At 29.5% G+C, this 17,737-nt stretch carries 17 protein-coding genes; 15 read left to right on the forward strand and 2 right to left on the reverse strand.

Features of this window, described 5'->3' with window-relative positions; genetic code table 11:
- Positions 1-194 precede the first annotated feature (194 nt).
- From rny to uvsE, 6 genes are all read left to right on the forward strand, one after another.
- Positions 195-1,751: a ribonuclease Y gene (gene rny, locus ACWJKP_RS09575; protein WP_224578977.1), complete on the forward strand. Its 1,557-nt coding sequence runs from the start codon at positions 195-197 to the stop codon at positions 1,749-1,751.
- Positions 1,752-1,942: 191 nt separating this feature from the next.
- Entirely contained in the window at positions 1,943-3,133 is a 1,191-nt protein-coding gene (locus tag ACWJKP_RS09580; protein ID WP_462961656.1) for a pyridoxal phosphate-dependent aminotransferase, read from the forward strand.
- A gap of 106 nt (positions 3,134-3,239) precedes the next feature.
- The gene (locus ACWJKP_RS09585) at positions 3,240-3,500 is read left to right on the forward strand and encodes an HPr family phosphocarrier protein (RefSeq protein ID WP_165412193.1); all 261 of its coding nucleotides are present in this window, start codon (positions 3,240-3,242) and stop codon (positions 3,498-3,500) included.
- A 92-nt stretch (positions 3,501-3,592) separates the two neighbouring features.
- Complete coding sequence (locus tag ACWJKP_RS09590; RefSeq protein WP_165412194.1) at positions 3,593-4,570, forward strand: tyrosine-type recombinase/integrase; 978 nt, start codon at positions 3,593-3,595, stop codon at positions 4,568-4,570.
- Positions 4,571-4,842: 272 nt separating this feature from the next.
- On the forward strand, positions 4,843-5,169 hold the full coding sequence (locus ACWJKP_RS09595; RefSeq protein ID WP_165412195.1) for a CGGC domain-containing protein: 327 nt from the start codon (positions 4,843-4,845) through the stop codon (positions 5,167-5,169).
- Between the two features lie 9 nt (positions 5,170-5,178).
- Positions 5,179-6,423, forward strand: a complete 1,245-nt coding sequence (gene uvsE / locus ACWJKP_RS09600) for a UV DNA damage repair endonuclease UvsE (RefSeq protein WP_165412196.1) — start codon at positions 5,179-5,181, stop codon at positions 6,421-6,423.
- Between the two features lie 367 nt (positions 6,424-6,790).
- Here uvsE and ACWJKP_RS09605 read toward each other — a convergent pair whose 3' ends face one another.
- On the reverse strand, positions 6,791-7,645 hold the full coding sequence (locus ACWJKP_RS09605) for a cell division protein (protein WP_165412197.1): 855 nt from the start codon (positions 7,643-7,645) through the stop codon (positions 6,791-6,793).
- Between the two features lie 251 nt (positions 7,646-7,896).
- Positions 7,897-7,992, reverse strand: coding sequence for a recombinase family protein (locus ACWJKP_RS09610; protein ID WP_224578975.1), 96 nt, complete (start codon positions 7,990-7,992; stop codon positions 7,897-7,899).
- Between the two features lie 367 nt (positions 7,993-8,359).
- Here ACWJKP_RS09610 and ACWJKP_RS09615 point away from each other — a divergent pair, with 367 nt between their 5' ends.
- The 9 genes from ACWJKP_RS09615 (at position 8,360) to ACWJKP_RS09655 (ending at position 17,630) form a co-directional block, all read left to right on the forward strand.
- Positions 8,360-8,995: a HutD/Ves family protein gene (locus ACWJKP_RS09615; RefSeq protein ID WP_165412198.1), complete on the forward strand. Its 636-nt coding sequence runs from the start codon at positions 8,360-8,362 to the stop codon at positions 8,993-8,995.
- Between the two features lie 36 nt (positions 8,996-9,031).
- Positions 9,032-10,222, forward strand: a complete 1,191-nt coding sequence (locus tag ACWJKP_RS09620) for a sensor histidine kinase (protein WP_165412199.1) — start codon at positions 9,032-9,034, stop codon at positions 10,220-10,222.
- A 14-nt stretch (positions 10,223-10,236) separates the two neighbouring features.
- Entirely contained in the window at positions 10,237-10,893 is a 657-nt protein-coding gene (locus ACWJKP_RS09625) for a response regulator transcription factor (protein WP_165412200.1), read from the forward strand.
- Between the two features lie 134 nt (positions 10,894-11,027).
- Positions 11,028-11,966, forward strand: a complete 939-nt coding sequence (locus ACWJKP_RS09630) for an ABC transporter ATP-binding protein (RefSeq protein ID WP_165412201.1) — start codon at positions 11,028-11,030, stop codon at positions 11,964-11,966.
- 20 nt (positions 11,967-11,986) lie between these two features.
- On the forward strand, positions 11,987-13,225 hold the full coding sequence (locus ACWJKP_RS09635; RefSeq protein ID WP_462961657.1) for an ABC transporter permease: 1,239 nt from the start codon (positions 11,987-11,989) through the stop codon (positions 13,223-13,225).
- Between the two features lie 47 nt (positions 13,226-13,272).
- The gene (locus ACWJKP_RS09640; RefSeq protein ID WP_165412203.1) at positions 13,273-14,448 is read left to right on the forward strand and encodes an ABC transporter permease; all 1,176 of its coding nucleotides are present in this window, start codon (positions 13,273-13,275) and stop codon (positions 14,446-14,448) included.
- Between the two features lie 102 nt (positions 14,449-14,550).
- Positions 14,551-14,880 (forward strand): single-stranded DNA-binding protein, encoded by a 330-nt coding sequence (locus ACWJKP_RS09645; RefSeq protein WP_165412204.1) that lies wholly within the window; start codon positions 14,551-14,553, stop codon positions 14,878-14,880.
- Between the two features lie 150 nt (positions 14,881-15,030).
- The gene (msrA, locus tag ACWJKP_RS09650; protein WP_165412205.1) at positions 15,031-15,465 is read left to right on the forward strand and encodes a peptide-methionine (S)-S-oxide reductase MsrA; all 435 of its coding nucleotides are present in this window, start codon (positions 15,031-15,033) and stop codon (positions 15,463-15,465) included.
- Positions 15,466-15,641: 176 nt separating this feature from the next.
- Positions 15,642-17,630 carry a sigma-54-dependent Fis family transcriptional regulator gene (locus ACWJKP_RS09655; RefSeq protein WP_165412206.1) on the forward strand — a complete coding sequence of 663 codons (1,989 nt, stop codon included), beginning with the start codon at positions 15,642-15,644 and terminating at the stop codon, positions 17,628-17,630.
- The last annotated feature ends 107 nt before the right edge of the window (positions 17,631-17,737 follow it).

Below are 17,737 nucleotides of genomic sequence, written 5' to 3' on the forward strand. Positions count from 1 at the left end.
ACTACTATATAATAGTAATAATAAAGACTTATTTAAACGTTAAAATCTTGACATTAACTGAAAAGTAATATAAAATAAATACAAATACTGGTTTAGTATATTAAAATTGTTACCAATTAAATATAGCACCTTTTCTAGCTTTCATATTTACTCTTAAATAGATTTGAAATAAGCAAAGGAGGTGTTGATAATCAATGGATACTAAAAGTCAAACAATGCTCATAGTAGTTTGTGCTATTTTGGTTGTTGTTTTAGCATGTATTTTTGTTATAATTTATATTAGAAAAAATATATCTCAAGCAAATATTTTCAAGGCCGAAAAAGAAGCTAAAAAAATTATTGATGAAAGTGTAAAAGATGCTGAATCAAAAAAGAAAGAGGCTATTTTAGAAGCCAAAGAAGAAGTTCACAGACTTAGAACTGATTTAGAAAAAGAATCAAGAGAAAGACGTAATGAAGTTCAAAGGTTAGAAAGAAGAAATATCCAAAGAGAAGAATCATTAGATAAAAAAAGTGATGTGCTGGAGAGAAAAGAAGAAAATCTTAATAAAAAACAACAAGAAAGTGAAATGCTAGAAGCAAGTGTACAAGATTTATACACAAAGCAAAGAGGAGAATTAGAAAGATTATCAGGGTTGACATCTGATGAGGCAAAACAAGTTTTATTAGATGAAATTAGAAAAGAAATTAAACATGATGCTGCAATTATGATTAAAGAAATTGAAACTAAGGCAAAAGAAGAAGCTGATAAAAAAGCAAGAGAAATTATTACTTATGCTATTCAAAGATGTGCAGCCGATCATGTAGCAGAAACAACAGTTCATGTGGTTTCGCTTCCTAATGATGAGATGAAAGGAAGAATAATAGGTAGAGAGGGTAGAAATATTCGAACTCTAGAAACGCTTACAGGTGTAGATTTAATAATAGATGATACACCTGAAGCAGTAATTCTTTCAGCATTTGATCCTATAAGGCGTGAAGTTGCTAGAATAGCACTTGAGAAGCTAATAGTGGATGGAAGAATTCATCCTGCTAGAATTGAGGAAATGGTAGAAAAAGCTAAAAAAGAAGTTGATAGTGACATAAAAGAAGAAGGAGAACAAGCAACTTTTGAAACAGGAGTGCATGGACTTCATTCGGAAATTATCAGGCTGCTTGGAAGGCTTAAATACAGAACCAGTTATGGTCAAAATGTATTAAAGCATTCTATAGAAGTTTCATATTTAGCTGGACTTATGGCATCTGAACTTGGAATTGACCCAACACTCGCTAAAAGATGCGGTCTACTTCATGATATAGGTAAAGCTGTAGACCATGAAGTTGAAGGTCCACATGCGCTTATAGGTTCAGAAATAGCTAAGAAACACCATGAGTCCTCTATTGTAGTAAATGCTATTGCAGCGCATCACGGTGACGTTGAGTTAGAATCCCTTGAAGCAATACTAGTTCAAGCGGCAGATGCTATATCAGCGGCAAGACCAGGTGCAAGAAGAGAAACTTTAGAAGCTTATATTAAAAGATTGGAAAAATTAGAAGAAATTGCAAATTCTTATGAAGGTGTAGAAAAGTCATATGCTATTCAAGCTGGAAGAGAAGTTAGAATTATGATTAAACCAGAAATAATTGATGATGCAGGTGCTGTTGAAATGGCAAGAAATCTAGTTAAAAGGATTGAAAATGAACTAGAATATCCTGGTCAAATTAAAGTAAATGTAATTAGAGAAACACGAGCTATTGACTATGCTAAATAATCAAATGTAAGATTAAATCCTCTTGAGATTTAGAATATTTCTAAATCACAAGAGTTTTTTTTATTTCATAACACACATTATTTGAAAAAATATGTAATATGAAATCGGATTGCTCCATTTACATCACAAAAAAAAAGTGATATATTAGTATCATAAGAATTAGATTAATATAAGTATTGGGGGTAAGAAAAATGCTATTATCTAAAAAAGCAAAGCAAATAACAACATCTTTAACACTAGATATAACTGCAAAGGCTAAAAAAATGAAGGCCGAGGGCATAGATGTCATAGGATTTGGTGCTGGTGAACCTGATTTTGATACACCCAAAAACATTCAAGAAGCAGCTATAAAAGCAATTAAAGAAGGCAGGACAAGATATACAGCTGCTTCAGGTATTATCGAACTAAAACAGGCAATAATTGGAAAATTAAAGAGAGAAAACAACTTAACTTACACACCAGCTCAGATTATAGTTTCAGCTGGAGCAAAACAATGCTTAGCTAATGTATTTCAAGCTATTTTAAATCCGGGAGATGAAGTTTTAATTGGAGTTCCATATTGGGTTAGTTATCCAGAATTGGTTAAATTAGCGGACGGAGAACCTATCTATATAGAAACAGAAGAAATTAATGAATTTAAATTAACAATTGCAAGCCTTAATAGAGCATTAACGTCTAAATCTAAAGCAATAATATTAAATAGTCCCAATAATCCTACAGGTACCGTATATTCAAAGGACGAACTTATGGAAATTGCTGATTTTGCAAAAATAAATAACTTAATCATAATATCGGATGAAATTTATGAAAAATTATTGTATGGTAGTAATGACCATATTAGTATAGCAAGTCTTTCAGAGGATGCTTACAGAAGAACTATCGTAATCAACGGCCTTTCTAAGGCTTACGCTATGACAGGATGGAGAATAGGATATGCTGCTGGCAGCACGGAAACAGTATCGTTAATGTCTAATATTCAAAGTCATACTACATCAAATCCCAATTCAATTGCGCAATATGCATCAGTTGAAGCTTTAAATGGAAATCAAGATGATATAGGTAAAATGATTGGACAATTTAAGCTAAGAAGAGATTATATGGTGGAAAAAATTAATAGCATTAATAATTTATCTTGCATAAAACCTGAAGGCGCTTTTTATGTTATGGTGAATATAGGGGATGTTTTAAATAAATCAATCGACGGAAAAGTTATAAAAGATTCGATTGCTTTTTCAGATGTTTTACTTGAAAAAGAAAAAGTTGCTGTTATACCGGGTATAGCATTTGGGGTAGATAATTTTATAAGATTGTCTTATGCTACTTCTATGGAAAATATAAAAATTGGACTTGATAGAATAGCGAGGTTTGTTGAAAATATTTAAAATTGATTTACATGGTTTTTAGTGATATTATAATAGCATGCGTTAATAAATAAGATATTTTATATTATCGCATGCAATAATAAATAAAGTATTGAGGTGAAGTTAATTGGTAACAAAGGAAGTTCTCGTTAGTAATTCTAAAGGATTGCATGCTAGACCAGCTACATTATTAGTAAGAAAAGCCGCGTCTTTTAAATCAGATATAGGTATAGAATATATGGGCAAAAAAGCTAATATTAAGAGTTTAATAGGCATTTTATCTCTAGGAGTCGGTCCTAATACAACTGTAAACGTTATAGCTAATGGTGATGATGAAAAATTAGCTTTAGAAGAAATAGTAAACTTGATTAATGATTTAGAAGAATAATTATAGCCTGTAGATTTTAAAAAGCTGCTAACTTACTGTTTGCAGCTTTTTAAAATGTATAGAAATTTAAAAAATATTAAAGGAGAATACATATGATAAGCAATCTTACAGAATTCAACTATAATTCAGATTTGACTTTAGATAACAAAAATTTTATATGGTATTTTCTTGAAATCAAGTCTAGAAAAAGTAAATATACTGCTGAAAGCTATGAACGAGATATAAAAGATTTTTTTTGCGTAAGTTCTATTTATGACATCACTATAGAAGATATTAAAAAGGTATCTATACTACATTCTCAAAATTTTATAATGAAATTAATGGATAAAAACATGTCCTCAGCTACTATAAATAGGAAAATATCATCATTGAGTGCTCTATATAAGTGGTTATTAAAATATCAAGATAATTCTACAGGCATATATATAATTAAATATAATCCTTTTGGAAATTTAAAAGAAGAAAAACCAGTGATAAATAATAAGGAAACTGAGTTTTTAACAAAAGAAGAGTGTAAAGTCTTATTAAATAGTATAGATACATCCACTATATTAGGACATAGAAATAAAACTATATTAGTACTTGCTTTAACAACTGCTTTAAGGAAATCTGAGATTATAAATATTAAGATTAAGCATATTACGACGCACACAGGTTATGATGTAATAAAAGTAATAAGAAAAGGAGGTAAAGAGGATATAGTAAAAATTCAAGGAAACCTTCTTACTATGATGAATGAATATATTAGGTTGACTAAAAGAAATAAGTTATCAAGTGGCGGGGAGTATTTGTTTATTGGCCATTCAACTAATGGAAATAATAAAGAAAAATTAGATGCAAGCACTTTAAATTACATGATAAAAAGAGTATGCAAAAATGCAGGTATAGATAAAGATTTACGAGTTCATTCTACCAGGCATACAGCTATTACACTAGCAATTTTAGCAGGGGCTACAGTAGAGAAAGTTAGGGATTTTGCTGCACATAAAAATCTAGCTACTACTAATAGGTACATTCACTCCGTAGATAAGCTGAAAAATAATGCTGGAGATCTAATTGATGTATTTTAAATCAAAGTATCGGGAAGGGTTAGCGTATATTGAAAATACGGTTATTGAAAATAATGATAAATATGGCTATATGGCTATATGGTTAGCCGAAAGCATTAGGATGCAATTATACCTTTAACTTGGTTTCGTACCTCTAAGAAGGCATGAGGTTGGTTAAAACATGTAATAAGCAGGAAGTTTAAAACATTAATTAAATATGTTACATAAATCACATCTTATACTTTTGTATTTAGATATAATATAGTATATAAATTATTAAGGTGGTTATAAATATGAAAAAGATTGCTGTATTAAGATGTTTTAAAGTTTCTAGTAAATGCTCAGGTTCAGGTTGTATAAAGGCATTTAACAATAAGACAGCCTCATTTAATGATTATGATGCTAGTTTAGACATGGTAATGCAAATACCATGTAGCGGATGTAACGCAGATTCATTAAAAGAAATGCTTAATTCCTCAGAGGAATTAAAAAAACAGGGTGTAAGCAGTATACATTTATCAACATGCATTAGAGCAACATGTCCTTATTATAATGAATTTGTTAAAGGACTTTCAAAGGAATTTGAGGTTGTTGGATACACTCATGGGAGGAAAAAATAGGAGGTAAATATGAAAATCGGATATGCATGCATACCACTTACAACAAATGCAAGAACAAATAGAAGATTAACGCTCAAGAACTTTTCGGAAGAAATGTTTTTAGAAATATTAGAGCAAAACTTAATAGATCTAAGAGGAATATTAGAGAATAATGAGAAGTATAACATAAAGTTATTTAGAATAAGTTCAGATATAGTTCCATTAGGAAGTCACAGTATTAATGAAATTCCATGGCATAAAAATTTTCAAAACGAATTAAATGAAATAGGCGAGTATATAAAAGAATGTGGCATGAGAGTGTCAATGCATCCAGGTCAGTACACAGTACTCAATGCAGAAAAACAAGAGATTGTAGCAAAAGCAATTAAAGATTTGGAATACCATGCTAGATTCCTTGATTCATTAGGTGTGGATTCAAGCAATAAGATAATACTTCATATTGGTGGCGGTTATGGTGATAAAAGTGCTGCTATGAATAGGTTTATTGAAAATTTTAAAAGATTATCATCTTCGGTAAAGGATAGGCTCGTAATTGAAAATGATGGAAAAATATTTAATATTGATGATGTACTTTTAGTAAGTAAGGAAATTAATATACCAGTAATATTTGATAACCTTCACCATCAGTGTAATCATGAAATAGAGGTGCCTATAAAAGAAATAATGAGGAAGGTAGCTAAAACATGGCAGAAAAAAGATGGTAATATAAAAGCCCACTATAGTCAGCAAAATTTGCATAAACAGATAGGGGCTCATTCAAATACGATAATAGTTAAAACCTTTCTAGAATACTATGATGAAGTTAAAGAATTTAATATTGATATTATGCTAGAGGTAAAAGACAAAGATATTTCGGCTATAAAATGCAATATTATAATTAATAACAGGGATAAGAAATCAAAGGCTGGAATTATAGAAAAACAGTGGGCTAAATATAAATATGTATTAATGGAAAGAAATTATAAATATTATAAAGAGTGTAGTAAATTGATAAAAGAGAATTGCAGTATTGAGGAATTCTATGAGTATACGGATGAAATAATAAATTTTGATGTAGAGAATGGAAGTTTTGTAAGTACTGCAGAGCATGTTTGGGGATATGTTAAAAATGCTGCTTCGGATAAAGAACTAACTCATTTTAAAAAAATCCTTTTAGATATGGAACATAAAGAAAAGGTTAAGCTTTATTTGAAAAAATTAAGTGTTAGATATAATGCTGAATATATACTTAATTCCTATTATTTTTATTATTAATAAAGATTGTTGCAAATAAAAAACGCCATATGGTGTTTTTTATTTGCAATTTTTTATATCAAGAATTTGTTTGAATAAACTATAAATATAAAATTTCTGGATTAAATCATCTCCTGCGGAGCTGCATATTAACGACTTCAGAAGGAGATTTATACTCCCACTGAAGTTTTCTATTTGTTAGGGAATGTAAACCCCACTTATAGAAGTAGGAGACTTTCTTTCTGAAATGTAGTTAAAATATAAATTAAAGCATAGATAGACTAGGAGTATAAACTAAATAAAAGTATATTTGGTTACCATAACTAGGATTATACTCGCAAATTTCTTGATTTTGATACTACAAAAGGGGGGCGGAACGTTAAGAATATTATGAATTAATTTTGGATTTTGCGAACCAAGTTATAGATATAAAATAACCTATTATCGGGGAAACTCCGTATCCCATCAATGGAACTGGAAAATTTCCAAATAGAGTAGAAATTAAAATAATTATAAAATACATACCAATGCTTACTGATAACAATTTATATTTTTTTGGTGAAAAAAATATAAATGGCAATGGCAATATTACAAGAGAAATAACCCCTAAACTAAGCCATATTATTCCCATATTTGCTACCAAACTAACTATATTTTCAACATAAGATACAGGTTGTAATCCATCTAAAAACACCCATGAAATAATAATCAACGCAGAAAGTAACACTACAATACAAGAACGAAAAATATTGTTATTAATCTTATTCCATAACAACATTATCATTGGAATAGCAAATGCAGTTAGCATAGAAGCATCAGGTTGTAAAGTAAGCAAAACTGATATAACTATTGTAATAGCAGCTGAAAGCCACCAATCTCTTATTAGTAACAATTCCCATAAATCTATAATTATAATAGGTATGACAATTACTGCAACGTAAAACTTAATTGGCCCAACAGATACCCATCTATGAACGCCTTCTATTCCTGAACTAATAAAAGTTAGAAATAAAAGAATTACTGCAACTATAATAGTAGTGGTATTAGTGCTTGCATTATTTTTAACTTTAGATTTTTTTAATAGTATAAAGTATGAAATTATTCCAGCTAATACTAAATAAAAAATGTTTTGAACAAAAATAGCAATTGGTACTTTATTGGTGTACATTGCTATCCCTCCAATAGTTATTGATGGTACTGCCATCAATAACGGTATAAAATTCAATAACCTCAATTTTTTCATTTTTAACTCCTTACCAAATAAATATTATTTTGAAATTTATATTAATGAATGATAAAATACAATCCTGAATTAACTGATTTGAATATATTACTATTAGAGTTGTTAGTTTTAATCTCTCCAAAGTATTTTTAAATTATTAGTTTTACTTATCTCCTCTATTGATTTGTATAAAGTTGGCTTTGAAATATCAAACATACTGCTAATATCCTATTTAACTCTGGCATATCTGCTTTAGTTCCTGTGATCTTCTCCTAAATTATTTCTTCAGCCCCTGCTAATTTTAAAGCATCGAGCTGTCTATCTAAACTTTGTCCCATTGTACTTACTCTTGCATATCCGAATATCATTTACATTACCCCTTTTATTTATCTTTATAGTAAACTAAAGGGTTATAATTGTAAATAAGTTTACCTTGATTTATTTACTAAGTTTATTTACCTGTAAATGGCTTATATTAATCAACATCAAAAAGAATAATAAAGTAAATTAAACGGTCGTTTGTTTTACTTTATTATTATATCACTTAAGTTATAATAATATCGGATAGTTTACACGATATCAAGTTCAGATTTAGAAATTGTTAATCCTAAATATTTTTAATTAAGTCCCAGATTAAAGTACAAACTAAAAATTATGACTTCTACTTTCGAAATAAAAGGAAAATACATATAAAAATAGAATGTAAATATGATAAGTAATAGGGGGGAATTATAAATGTCTTACAATATTGAAATAATTAGAAAAAATCAACATAAAACAAGTGAATGGTCTGGTGGTACAACAACAGAGCTTTATATTTATCCTAATGATTCACTATATGGTAATCGTAATTTTAAATGGAGGCTGAGTTCTGCAAAGGTTGGAGTAGAACAATCTACATTTACATCTTTACCCGGAATATCAAGGATTATTATGATTATTGAAGGAAAACTACTTCTTGGCCATGAAGGTCATCATAATGCTGTGTTAAAAGCATTCGAGCAGGATAGCTTTAGTGGAGAGTGGAAAACAACAAGTTTTGGTAAAGTTGTAGATTTTAATTTAATGATGGCACAAGGCTACACGGGGAGATTAGAATCAATTTCAGTTAATAAAGGGGAGTTTAAAGATATATTGTTACACAATAATATCAATGATGTTGAAAAATTTCATCAAATCACAGAAGCATTTTATATAGTGAAAGGTGATGTAGAAATAGCTACAGAAACAAAGGAAAAAATAAATCTTAACAAAGGTGATTTAGCATTAGTAACTACAACAGAGAAAGAAAACAATTTAGAACTTAAGGTTTATAGTAGCAGTCAGGAAGAATCTAAAATTATAAGAGCTTCAATATTTTATTGTGAATAATTTTAATATTAATATATATAAACTGGATGTGGTAAATTGAAGAAAAATAATTATCCGTTTTTAGAATTAATTAAATATATAGTATATTTTCTAGTGGCGCTTTCAGTTGTTATGACCAGTGAATATTCTATGAATATTATGACTAAATTCATTATTTGTATGCTGACATATATATTGAATACTCAGATAAGAATGTATTTTTTATATAAGAGAAAATATGCAGTGATAATTTCTCTTTTTATAGATTTAGTATTAATTTCTATAATCTATTATAGTTTTGATGGGTTTATTTTTATATATTATTTCATTTCAGTTTTGGATGCTGCTTTGATGCTTCCTAAAGCATATGCATACGTAGTTATTTCATTTTTATATGCAGCGGTAGTATTTCAAAGTAGTAAACCAGTTTATGGTAAGATGCAGAATTATATTTTAGTTAATGTGATTTTTAATACGGTAATTGTAGTTATATTTGGAGTCTTGGGAAGATATATTGCAGAAGAAAGCGAGAGGAAAAGTGAAGCACAGCGCTTATATGATAAGCTACGAATATCAGAGGAAAATTTAAAAGAGACCTACGAAAAATTACAGCAGTATTCAAATACTGTGGAAGAACTAACTATTTTGAGAGAAAGAAATAGAATATCGAGAGAAATCCATGATTCTGTTGGGCATACCTTATCTACACTGCTTATTCAGCTTCAAGCAATTCCTTATGTAATGAAAAATGACCAAAATGAAGGTGAAAAAATGGTGAGTAATTTAATCCATTTCACTAAAAATGGAATTGAAAATGTTAGAAGGGCAGTAAAAGAGCTTAAACCAACAGATTTTGACAGTTATCAAGGGGTTTTTGCCCTTCAAGAACTTACTTCTAATTTTGAAAAACTTAGTGGAGTTAAGGTAAGTTTTATTGTTTCTAATGAAAAATGGACATTGAATGGAGATCAGAGCTTCACTTTATATAGAATAGTTCAGGAAGCACTTAATAATTCACTTAATCATGGTAATGCATCTAGTGTGATTATATCACTTCAGTTTTTAGAAGATAGGTTATATTTACATATAAAAGATGACGGAAAAGGCTGTCTTAAAATTAAAAGTGGTTTTGGATTAAAGGGTATAGAACAGAGAGTTAAAAGTCTTGGGGGAGAAGTTAATGTTCATGGTGATAAAGGCTTTGAAATTAGTATGTCCATACCAAAAATTGAAAGCTTTATAGAATAACAGGGGGCAGGAATTTGGAAAAGATTAATATAGCAATTGCAGATGATGAAGTACTTATAAGAGAAGGATTAAAGATTATTTTAAGCTCTGATTTAGAAATAAATGTAGTGGGGTTATGTGGTAATGGAGAAGAAGCTCTAAAATTATGTAGAAATGAAAAAGTAGATGTAGTCCTAATGGATATAAGAATGCCTTTGTGTGATGGAGTTATGGGTACTAAACTTATAAAAAGTGAGTTTAAGGATATAAAAATTCTAATACTAACTACATTTAAAGATGATGAGTATATATATGATGCTATGAAGCATGGTGCAAGTGGCTATCTTCTAAAAGATACATCCTATGATATTATTATGGATGGCATTAAAAGTGTGTATAGAGGCAATGTAGTTATGCACCCTGAGGTAGCAGCCAAAATTATAAATAATACTAAGTCCAATTCCAAAAATACACTAAGTAATATTATGGATAAATATAAGCTAACGTTAAGACAAGTAGAATTTATAATTGGGATTGGAACAGGGCTTACAAACAAAGAAATTGCTAGCAATCTTTTTGTTACAGAGGGAACAGTAAAAAATCACATTACAGAAATACTCTCAAAGCTTGAATTAAGAGATAGAACTCAAATAGCAATTTTCGCACTTAAAAATTCTTTAGTGGATTTTTAATTTTATGACCATTACTTAAGAACATGACTTAAGTAATGGTCAATTTTTTATAGTCATTACTTAACTCAATTGCTATAGATACTGGAAATTTATATAATATAATTATAAGCAAATTATTTAAAGGAGTGTTGAATTTGTCAATAATTGAGATAAACAATGTAACAAAAAAATATGAGGATAAATTAGCTGTTGATAGTATAAATCTTAATATAGAAAAAGGGGAATTGTTTGGATTGGTTGGACCTAATGGTGCTGGAAAATCCACTCTTATTTCAATGATTTGTGGGTTATTAAAAGCCGATAGAGGTGATATAAAAATTTTTGATAATTGCATAAATAAAAAGCCTGTAGAAGCTAAAAGACACATAGGATTTATACCTCAGGAAGTGGCACTATATGAGAATTTAAATGCATATGACAATCTTGTATTTTGGGGTAGCATGTATGGATTAAAAGGAAGCACGCTTAAAAATAGAATTAAGGAGGTTCTTGAAGCTACAGGACTTACTGAAAGATCAAAGGACAAAGTAAAAAAATATTCGGGAGGTATGAAAAGACGTCTTAATATTGCAGCGGCAATAATGCACCATCCAGATATTATCATTATGGATGAACCAACAGTGGGGATTGACCCCCAATCAAGAAATCATATACTGGAGTTTACTAAAAACTTAAATAGTGAATATGGGACAACTGTTATATATACAAGTCATTACATGGAAGAAGTAGAGAGTTTGTGTAATAGGATTGCAATAATAGATGAAGGCAGGGTCGTTGCTAGTGGTACTAAAGATGAAATTAAGAGAATGGTAACAAATGAAGAAAAATTAGAAATTATTGTAGATAATTTTAAAGAAGAAATCATATTAAAATTGAAGAGGATAGAGGGGGTTAAGAGAATAAAATATAGTGATCCGTTGCTAATGTTCACTGTTGAAAATTCGCAGAGGAATCTTCAGGATATTATTATGATCCTTATGTCTTCATCTGTAAGAATAAATAATATAAGTGTTGATTCACCAAACTTAGAAACTGTATTTTTAAGTTTAACTGGAAAGAACTTAAGAGACTAAAAAATGTGGAGGTGGGATAAGTGAAAATATTTAGGATATTTATAAAAGACATCAAGGTATTTTTAGGAAATATAAAATTCTATGTACTTATATATTTGATTATGCCTCTTTTATTAGGAGTTCTTGACGGTATGATGTATGAAAAACAACTTAATCCAGATAGGCATATTCCTATAGTAAATGTAGCCTTAATAGATATGGACAAAAGCTCATACACGGCTCCTTTAAAGGATATTCTTACAAATGATAATATGAAAGAGTTTATAGAACTCAGTAATGTAGTTGATATAAATGGAGTAAAAACTAAACTTGAAAAAGGAAAGATTGAAACAGCAATAGTGATACCAAAGGGTTTTTCAGAAAAGGTTCAAAAGGGTGAAAATATTAATATAAAAATTTTAAAGTCACCTTCTTCTGGTATTGAATCACAGATTATTCTTGATATAGTAAATTCTTATGTTCAGGTACTTAATAATAATGCGAATATATTTTCTATAATAGACGGGAGTGTTAATGATAAAACCTCTATAGGTATGCTGAAAAAAGCAGTTATAACCCAGACAATCACTTTAAATAGTGAAAATTTTATAAATACAGTTAATATGACTAAAGATAAGAAACTTAGTGGAAAGCAAAATTTTACAATCTCAATGTTAGCATTTATTAGCCTTTATCTATCAGTAATAGGGGCACAAAATATGGTAAGAGAAAAAGAAGAGGGCACATTTGCAAGATTAAAATCTACCACTTTAAGTATGAGGAATTTGTATGTAGCTAAAATATGTTTTGTGTTTTTTATAACTCTAGTAGATATTACATTATACATGGGCATTTGCAAGGTCATTGGAATAAGCGTTGGAGACAGTTATGTGAAGCTGATTTTAATTAGTATTCTACATGCCTTTGCTATAACAGGTATTAGCGCTTTCATAATGAACTTATATAAAAGCCAGAAAAATTTAAATGCAATCTTTACAGCAGTAATTATGGTATTTGCTATGATTGGTGGAAGTTTCTATCCTCTTGGAAACAGTGGGAAGATCATGCAGGAAATTGCTAAAGCAACCCCTAATTATTGGATTCAGAATAGCTATAATAAAATAACACTTGGAGGAAGCATAAAAGAGCTAACAGTAAATATTATAGTACTCTTAAGTATTGGAATTTTAGGAATAGCTTTTGGTGCATTTTTCATGAGAAAAAAAGAAGGGAATAATCTATTTAAAACATTAAATAGGGGAGAGAAGGTTGAGATATAGTAAGGGATTTTGAAAAAAATATTGTTAGGAGCAAGGAGGCGGAAAGAATGCAGGTTATTTATATGGCATTTTTACATTTAAAAAGAATGTTAAAGCAAAAAACACCTATATTTTCAATGATTTTAATACCGGTTTTAGTAGTAGGCACAATTGCATATTTTACAAGAGATTCTAAAGATTCATTTAATGAGATTGTTGATATTACAATAGTTAATAAAGAAAAGGGAAGATTAGGTAATAAACTTATAGAAGAATTAAAGACAGATAAAAATTTTGAAATCAAAGAATTAAATATTAAAGAGGCGCAAATAAGAATAAAAGAGAATAAGACAGGAGCAGCTTTGGTTATACCTGAAGGCTTCACCGAAAATTTAGAAAGTGGTAGTTTAAAGAAATTAGACATAATGAAATTGTCAGATAGTAATGTGGACATTGTTATTTCTAAAAAGGTAAACAATTTTGTAACTCAAAGACTTCTTTCAAATAAAGTTATGTCCGTTATAAAACAGAATGATATTGTGACAAATAAAAGCTATGATGAAATCTCAAGGAAAATAGATGCTTCTTTAAGTAATAACCCGGTAAAAGTGGAGCTAGAAGAGATTAAAAAGGATGGAACGCGCACTTTATCAGGTTCATTATCTACAAGTCTTATAATTAATTTTCTTATGTTCTCAATGATATACATTGTCATAGAAATGGTGGAACTTAGAAATAATAAAACCCTAAGAAGAAGCATTTCAACACCAAATAAAAATGGTAGTATAATAGGCTCTGTCCTTTTATCTATGCTATTCTTATGTTGGATTCAAATAGGACTTATGGTAATAGTAACAAAATATATTTTTCATATATATTGGGGAAAATCAATGTTTGCAGTATTTCTAATATTTACTATTTTTATAGTGGTTGTTTTAAGTCTTGGATTATTAATATCAAGGTATGCTAAAAATCAATCTCAGGCTGTTGGTATAGTTAATTTGGTAGTAACCCCAACATGTCTTATTAGTGGAACATTTATGCCACTTGAATTTCTTCCAGCAGTATTTAAGAAAATAGCTTATTTTACTCCACAAAATTGGGCATTGTCTGCACTTAATGATGTGGCATTAAAAAACAGTGGTGTCATAGATATCATCCCAAAGTTAGGGATCTTAATTTTGTTTGCACTTGTCTTTTTTACAGCAGGATCAAAATCATTAAAGGAAATGGTTGAAGTGTAGGCAAACTACTATATAAAAGAATAACAAACATTTGTTTGTATAAAATCTCTTCTTATTGTCAACAATTTTAAAAAGTTAGTAAATAAAAAGGAGAGATATTATATGAATAATGTATCAATAATTGGAAGAACAACAAGAGAACTGGAACTTAAGAATTTTAATGAGGGTAAAGGGTTTTATACTAGATTCACATTGGCGATTAATAAAGTATCACATAAAGATATACAACCTGAAGCTGATTTTATAAACATTGTGGCATGGAATGGAATGGCAGAGACGCTGTGTAAATACTTGAAAAAAGGAAGTCAAATTGCTATAACAGGTAGACTATCAAGTAATAGCTACACAGATAAAGATGGAAATAAAAGATATAGCATAGAAGTTGTAGCAGAAGATTTTAAATTTTTGGATAATAAACAGCAAATAGTATAATTCTCATACTCATTAGATTATTGCTGTGATATAATTTTAAAAATAGTAATAATATAAAATTTGTATCATAAGGCAACTAAAATAAAATAACGCTCCAGAAAGCAGTTGAGTTTATTTTAGTTGACTGAATACAAAAAGTGAGGTGTTATAATGAGAAATATTGTTGTAGCAGGAGGATGTTTTTGGGGTGTAGAAGCTTATATGTCAAAAATAAATGGTATTGTTGAAACTAAGGTGGGATATGCTAATGGTACAAAGAAGGAACCTACATACGAAGAGGTTTGTAAGGGAAATACTGGACATACAGAAGCCTGTTTAATAAGCTATGATGAAGATGTGATATCCCTAGAAAAAATATTAAATAAATTTTGGGGAATAATAGATCCTACTGTTTATAATAGACAAGGAGCTGATATCGGTCATCAATATAGAAGTGGTATTTATTATACTGATAAGAAAGATTTAGACATTATGTTAAGAACAAAGGATGAGGTCCAAAGTAGATTCGATAAGCCAATAGTTACAGAGATACAACCTCTTTCTTGTTTTTATGATGCTGAAGATTATCACCAAAAATATCTATAAAAAAACCCAGGTGGTTACTGTCATATCAATTTAAATGATGATTAAGTTAAATTAATTGATTCTTAAAAATTCCTTGTTTTTTCAGGGAATTTTTTTGCTTATTCGATATTTTCAATAGCCATTTTATACAATTAGACATATAATGATATTAAAATGCTATGAGAGGAAGGATTTATTTGACAAATAAAAAATTGCTTGGTAATTCTGAAGATATTATAAAAATGCGGCAATTATTTGTTTCAAAGGGTATTTTAAATAAAAATGGACTTCGAGATATTATCTCAAAGTCTTGGGAACGAAGTAAGTTGAATGATATAGATCCATTTAAAAAGGATTTTACAATTGAACTTACGCAGGATGATCTAAAAAACAAGTATAAGGAATTTATGCCTCTATTACAGACAGCTAAACCATTTATGCAAACACTGTACAATCTACTACAAAATTCTGATTTTATGATTCGTTTAACAGATAGAGATGGATATGTATTAGATCATATTGGAGAGGATAGCTTAATGCGGCAAAATAAATTTCTGGTATTACAAGATGGATATAATGTAAAAGAAGAAGTAATAGGCACTAATGCGATTGGTCTTTCATTAATAACTGGTGAGCCAATACAAGTACTTGGTGGAGAACATTATTTACATGAGTATCATAATTGGACTTCATCTGCATGTCCTATAAAAAATGAAAAGGGCAGAGTTTTAGGGGTATTAAGTATTACAGGTAACTATGAATTTGTACATCCACATACGCTAGGTATGGTAGTAGCCGCAGCAAAGGCTATAGAAAAAGAAATGAAGTTAGAGTATTACAATAAAAAATTGAGAATAGTTAATGAACAATTTTACCAAATTACAGAATCAATTTCCGAGGGCATTATTAGAATAGATAATCAAGGTAATATAATTAGTATGAATAGATTTGCAAGAAAGCTATTGGGATATAGTGGGAAGGATGTGCGTAATATTCACATAAGTAATCTTTTATCTACTAATAGTGGTAAGGATATTATAAATGTTATGAATAATGGAAAAGAGTATCAGGAGGAAGAAATAGATTTTACTACAAAAATGGGTAGAAATAAAACTTGTATAGTTAACGTTACCCCCATAAAGATTTTTAGCTCTAGTGACTTAGGTGGGGTGCTAATTACTTTTAAAGAGAAAAAGGCAGTTCTAAGTATGATTAATAAAATTGTTGGAGCTAATGCAAGATATACCTTTGATGATATATTTGGAAAAAGTCAAAGTATAACCCATTCTATTAAATTAGCATCAATTGCGGCTAAGACTGATGATACTATACTTTTACAAGGCGAGAGTGGCACAGGCAAAGAAATGTTTACACAAGCTATACATAATGCTAGTAGAAGGAAAGATAGGCCCTTTGTATTTTTAAATTGTGGTGCTATTCCTCGTGATCTAGTTTCTAGTGAACTCTTTGGGTATGTAGAAGGGGCTTTTACTGGAGCTAAAAGAGGTGGACATCCAGGGAAATTTGAGCTCGCAAATGGTGGAACAATATTTCTTGATGAAATAGGCGACATGCCCTTAGACGCTCAGATAAGTTTACTTAGGGTTTTAGAAGACCACATGGTAGTAAGAGTTGGAGGACATGATGTTATACCAATAAATGTTAGAGTTATAGCAGCTACTAACAAAGATTTAAAAAAAGAAGTTGAACTAGGAAAATTCCGAAGTGATTTGTTTTATCGGATAAATGTTATGCCAATTTATATTGCTTCCATTAGAGACAGAAAAGAGGATATTAAGATATTTATTGATTATTTTTATGAAAAATTCAGTGAATCTAATGAAAAAAATATAAAAGGAATAAGTGAAAGCTTTTATAAAAGTATGATTAATTATAATTGGCCTGGAAACGTTCGGGAATTACAAAATGTTATGCAACTTGTATTAAATGTAGCTGAAAATAATAGTGTAATTACAAATAAGTGTTTGCCAAGTTATATAAATGAAAAAGAAAATGTTGGAGAAGTAAGTGGCGCAAAGCAACTACTTACATTAGAACAAATCGAAAAAGATGCTATTATGCAAACATTGATTAATGTAAATGATAATATGGCAGCAGCTTCCAGAATATTAGGTATAGGGAGAACTACATTGTATAGAAAAATGGGAAAATATAAGATTAGTTAAATCATCCCTGGGTCGCTTTAATAAGTTGAATTTCTACACAGATAATGATTAGTGTAGAATAGAGTAATCATTACCAGTTAATATAACTATAAAAATCGTATCAATGT

Source organism: Clostridium sp. CM037 (genome assembly GCF_055081095.1).

Bases quoted from the DNA above. Each gene is read 5' to 3' on its own strand.
- rny (WP_224578977.1), top strand. From the start codon at position 195: ATGGATACTAAAAGTCAAACAATGCTCATAGTAGTTTGTGCTATTTTG.
- ACWJKP_RS09580 (WP_462961656.1), top strand. From the start codon at position 1,943: ATGCTATTATCTAAAAAAGCAAAGCAAATAACAACATCTTTAACACTA.
- ACWJKP_RS09590 (WP_165412194.1), top strand. From the start codon at position 3,593: ATGATAAGCAATCTTACAGAATTCAACTATAATTCAGATTTGACTTTA.
- ACWJKP_RS09595 (WP_165412195.1), top strand. From the start codon at position 4,843: ATGAAAAAGATTGCTGTATTAAGATGTTTTAAAGTTTCTAGTAAATGC.
- uvsE (WP_165412196.1), top strand. From the start codon at position 5,179: ATGAAAATCGGATATGCATGCATACCACTTACAACAAATGCAAGAACA.
- ACWJKP_RS09605 (WP_165412197.1), bottom strand. From the start codon at position 7,645: ATGAAAAAATTGAGGTTATTGAATTTTATACCGTTATTGATGGCAGTA.
- ACWJKP_RS09610 (WP_224578975.1), bottom strand. From the start codon at position 7,992: ATGATATTCGGATATGCAAGAGTAAGTACAATGGGACAAAGTTTAGAT.
- ACWJKP_RS09615 (WP_165412198.1), top strand. From the start codon at position 8,360: ATGTCTTACAATATTGAAATAATTAGAAAAAATCAACATAAAACAAGT.
- ACWJKP_RS09640 (WP_165412203.1), top strand. From the start codon at position 13,273: ATGCAGGTTATTTATATGGCATTTTTACATTTAAAAAGAATGTTAAAG.
- ACWJKP_RS09645 (WP_165412204.1), top strand. From the start codon at position 14,551: ATGAATAATGTATCAATAATTGGAAGAACAACAAGAGAACTGGAACTT.
- msrA (WP_165412205.1), top strand. From the start codon at position 15,031: ATGAGAAATATTGTTGTAGCAGGAGGATGTTTTTGGGGTGTAGAAGCT.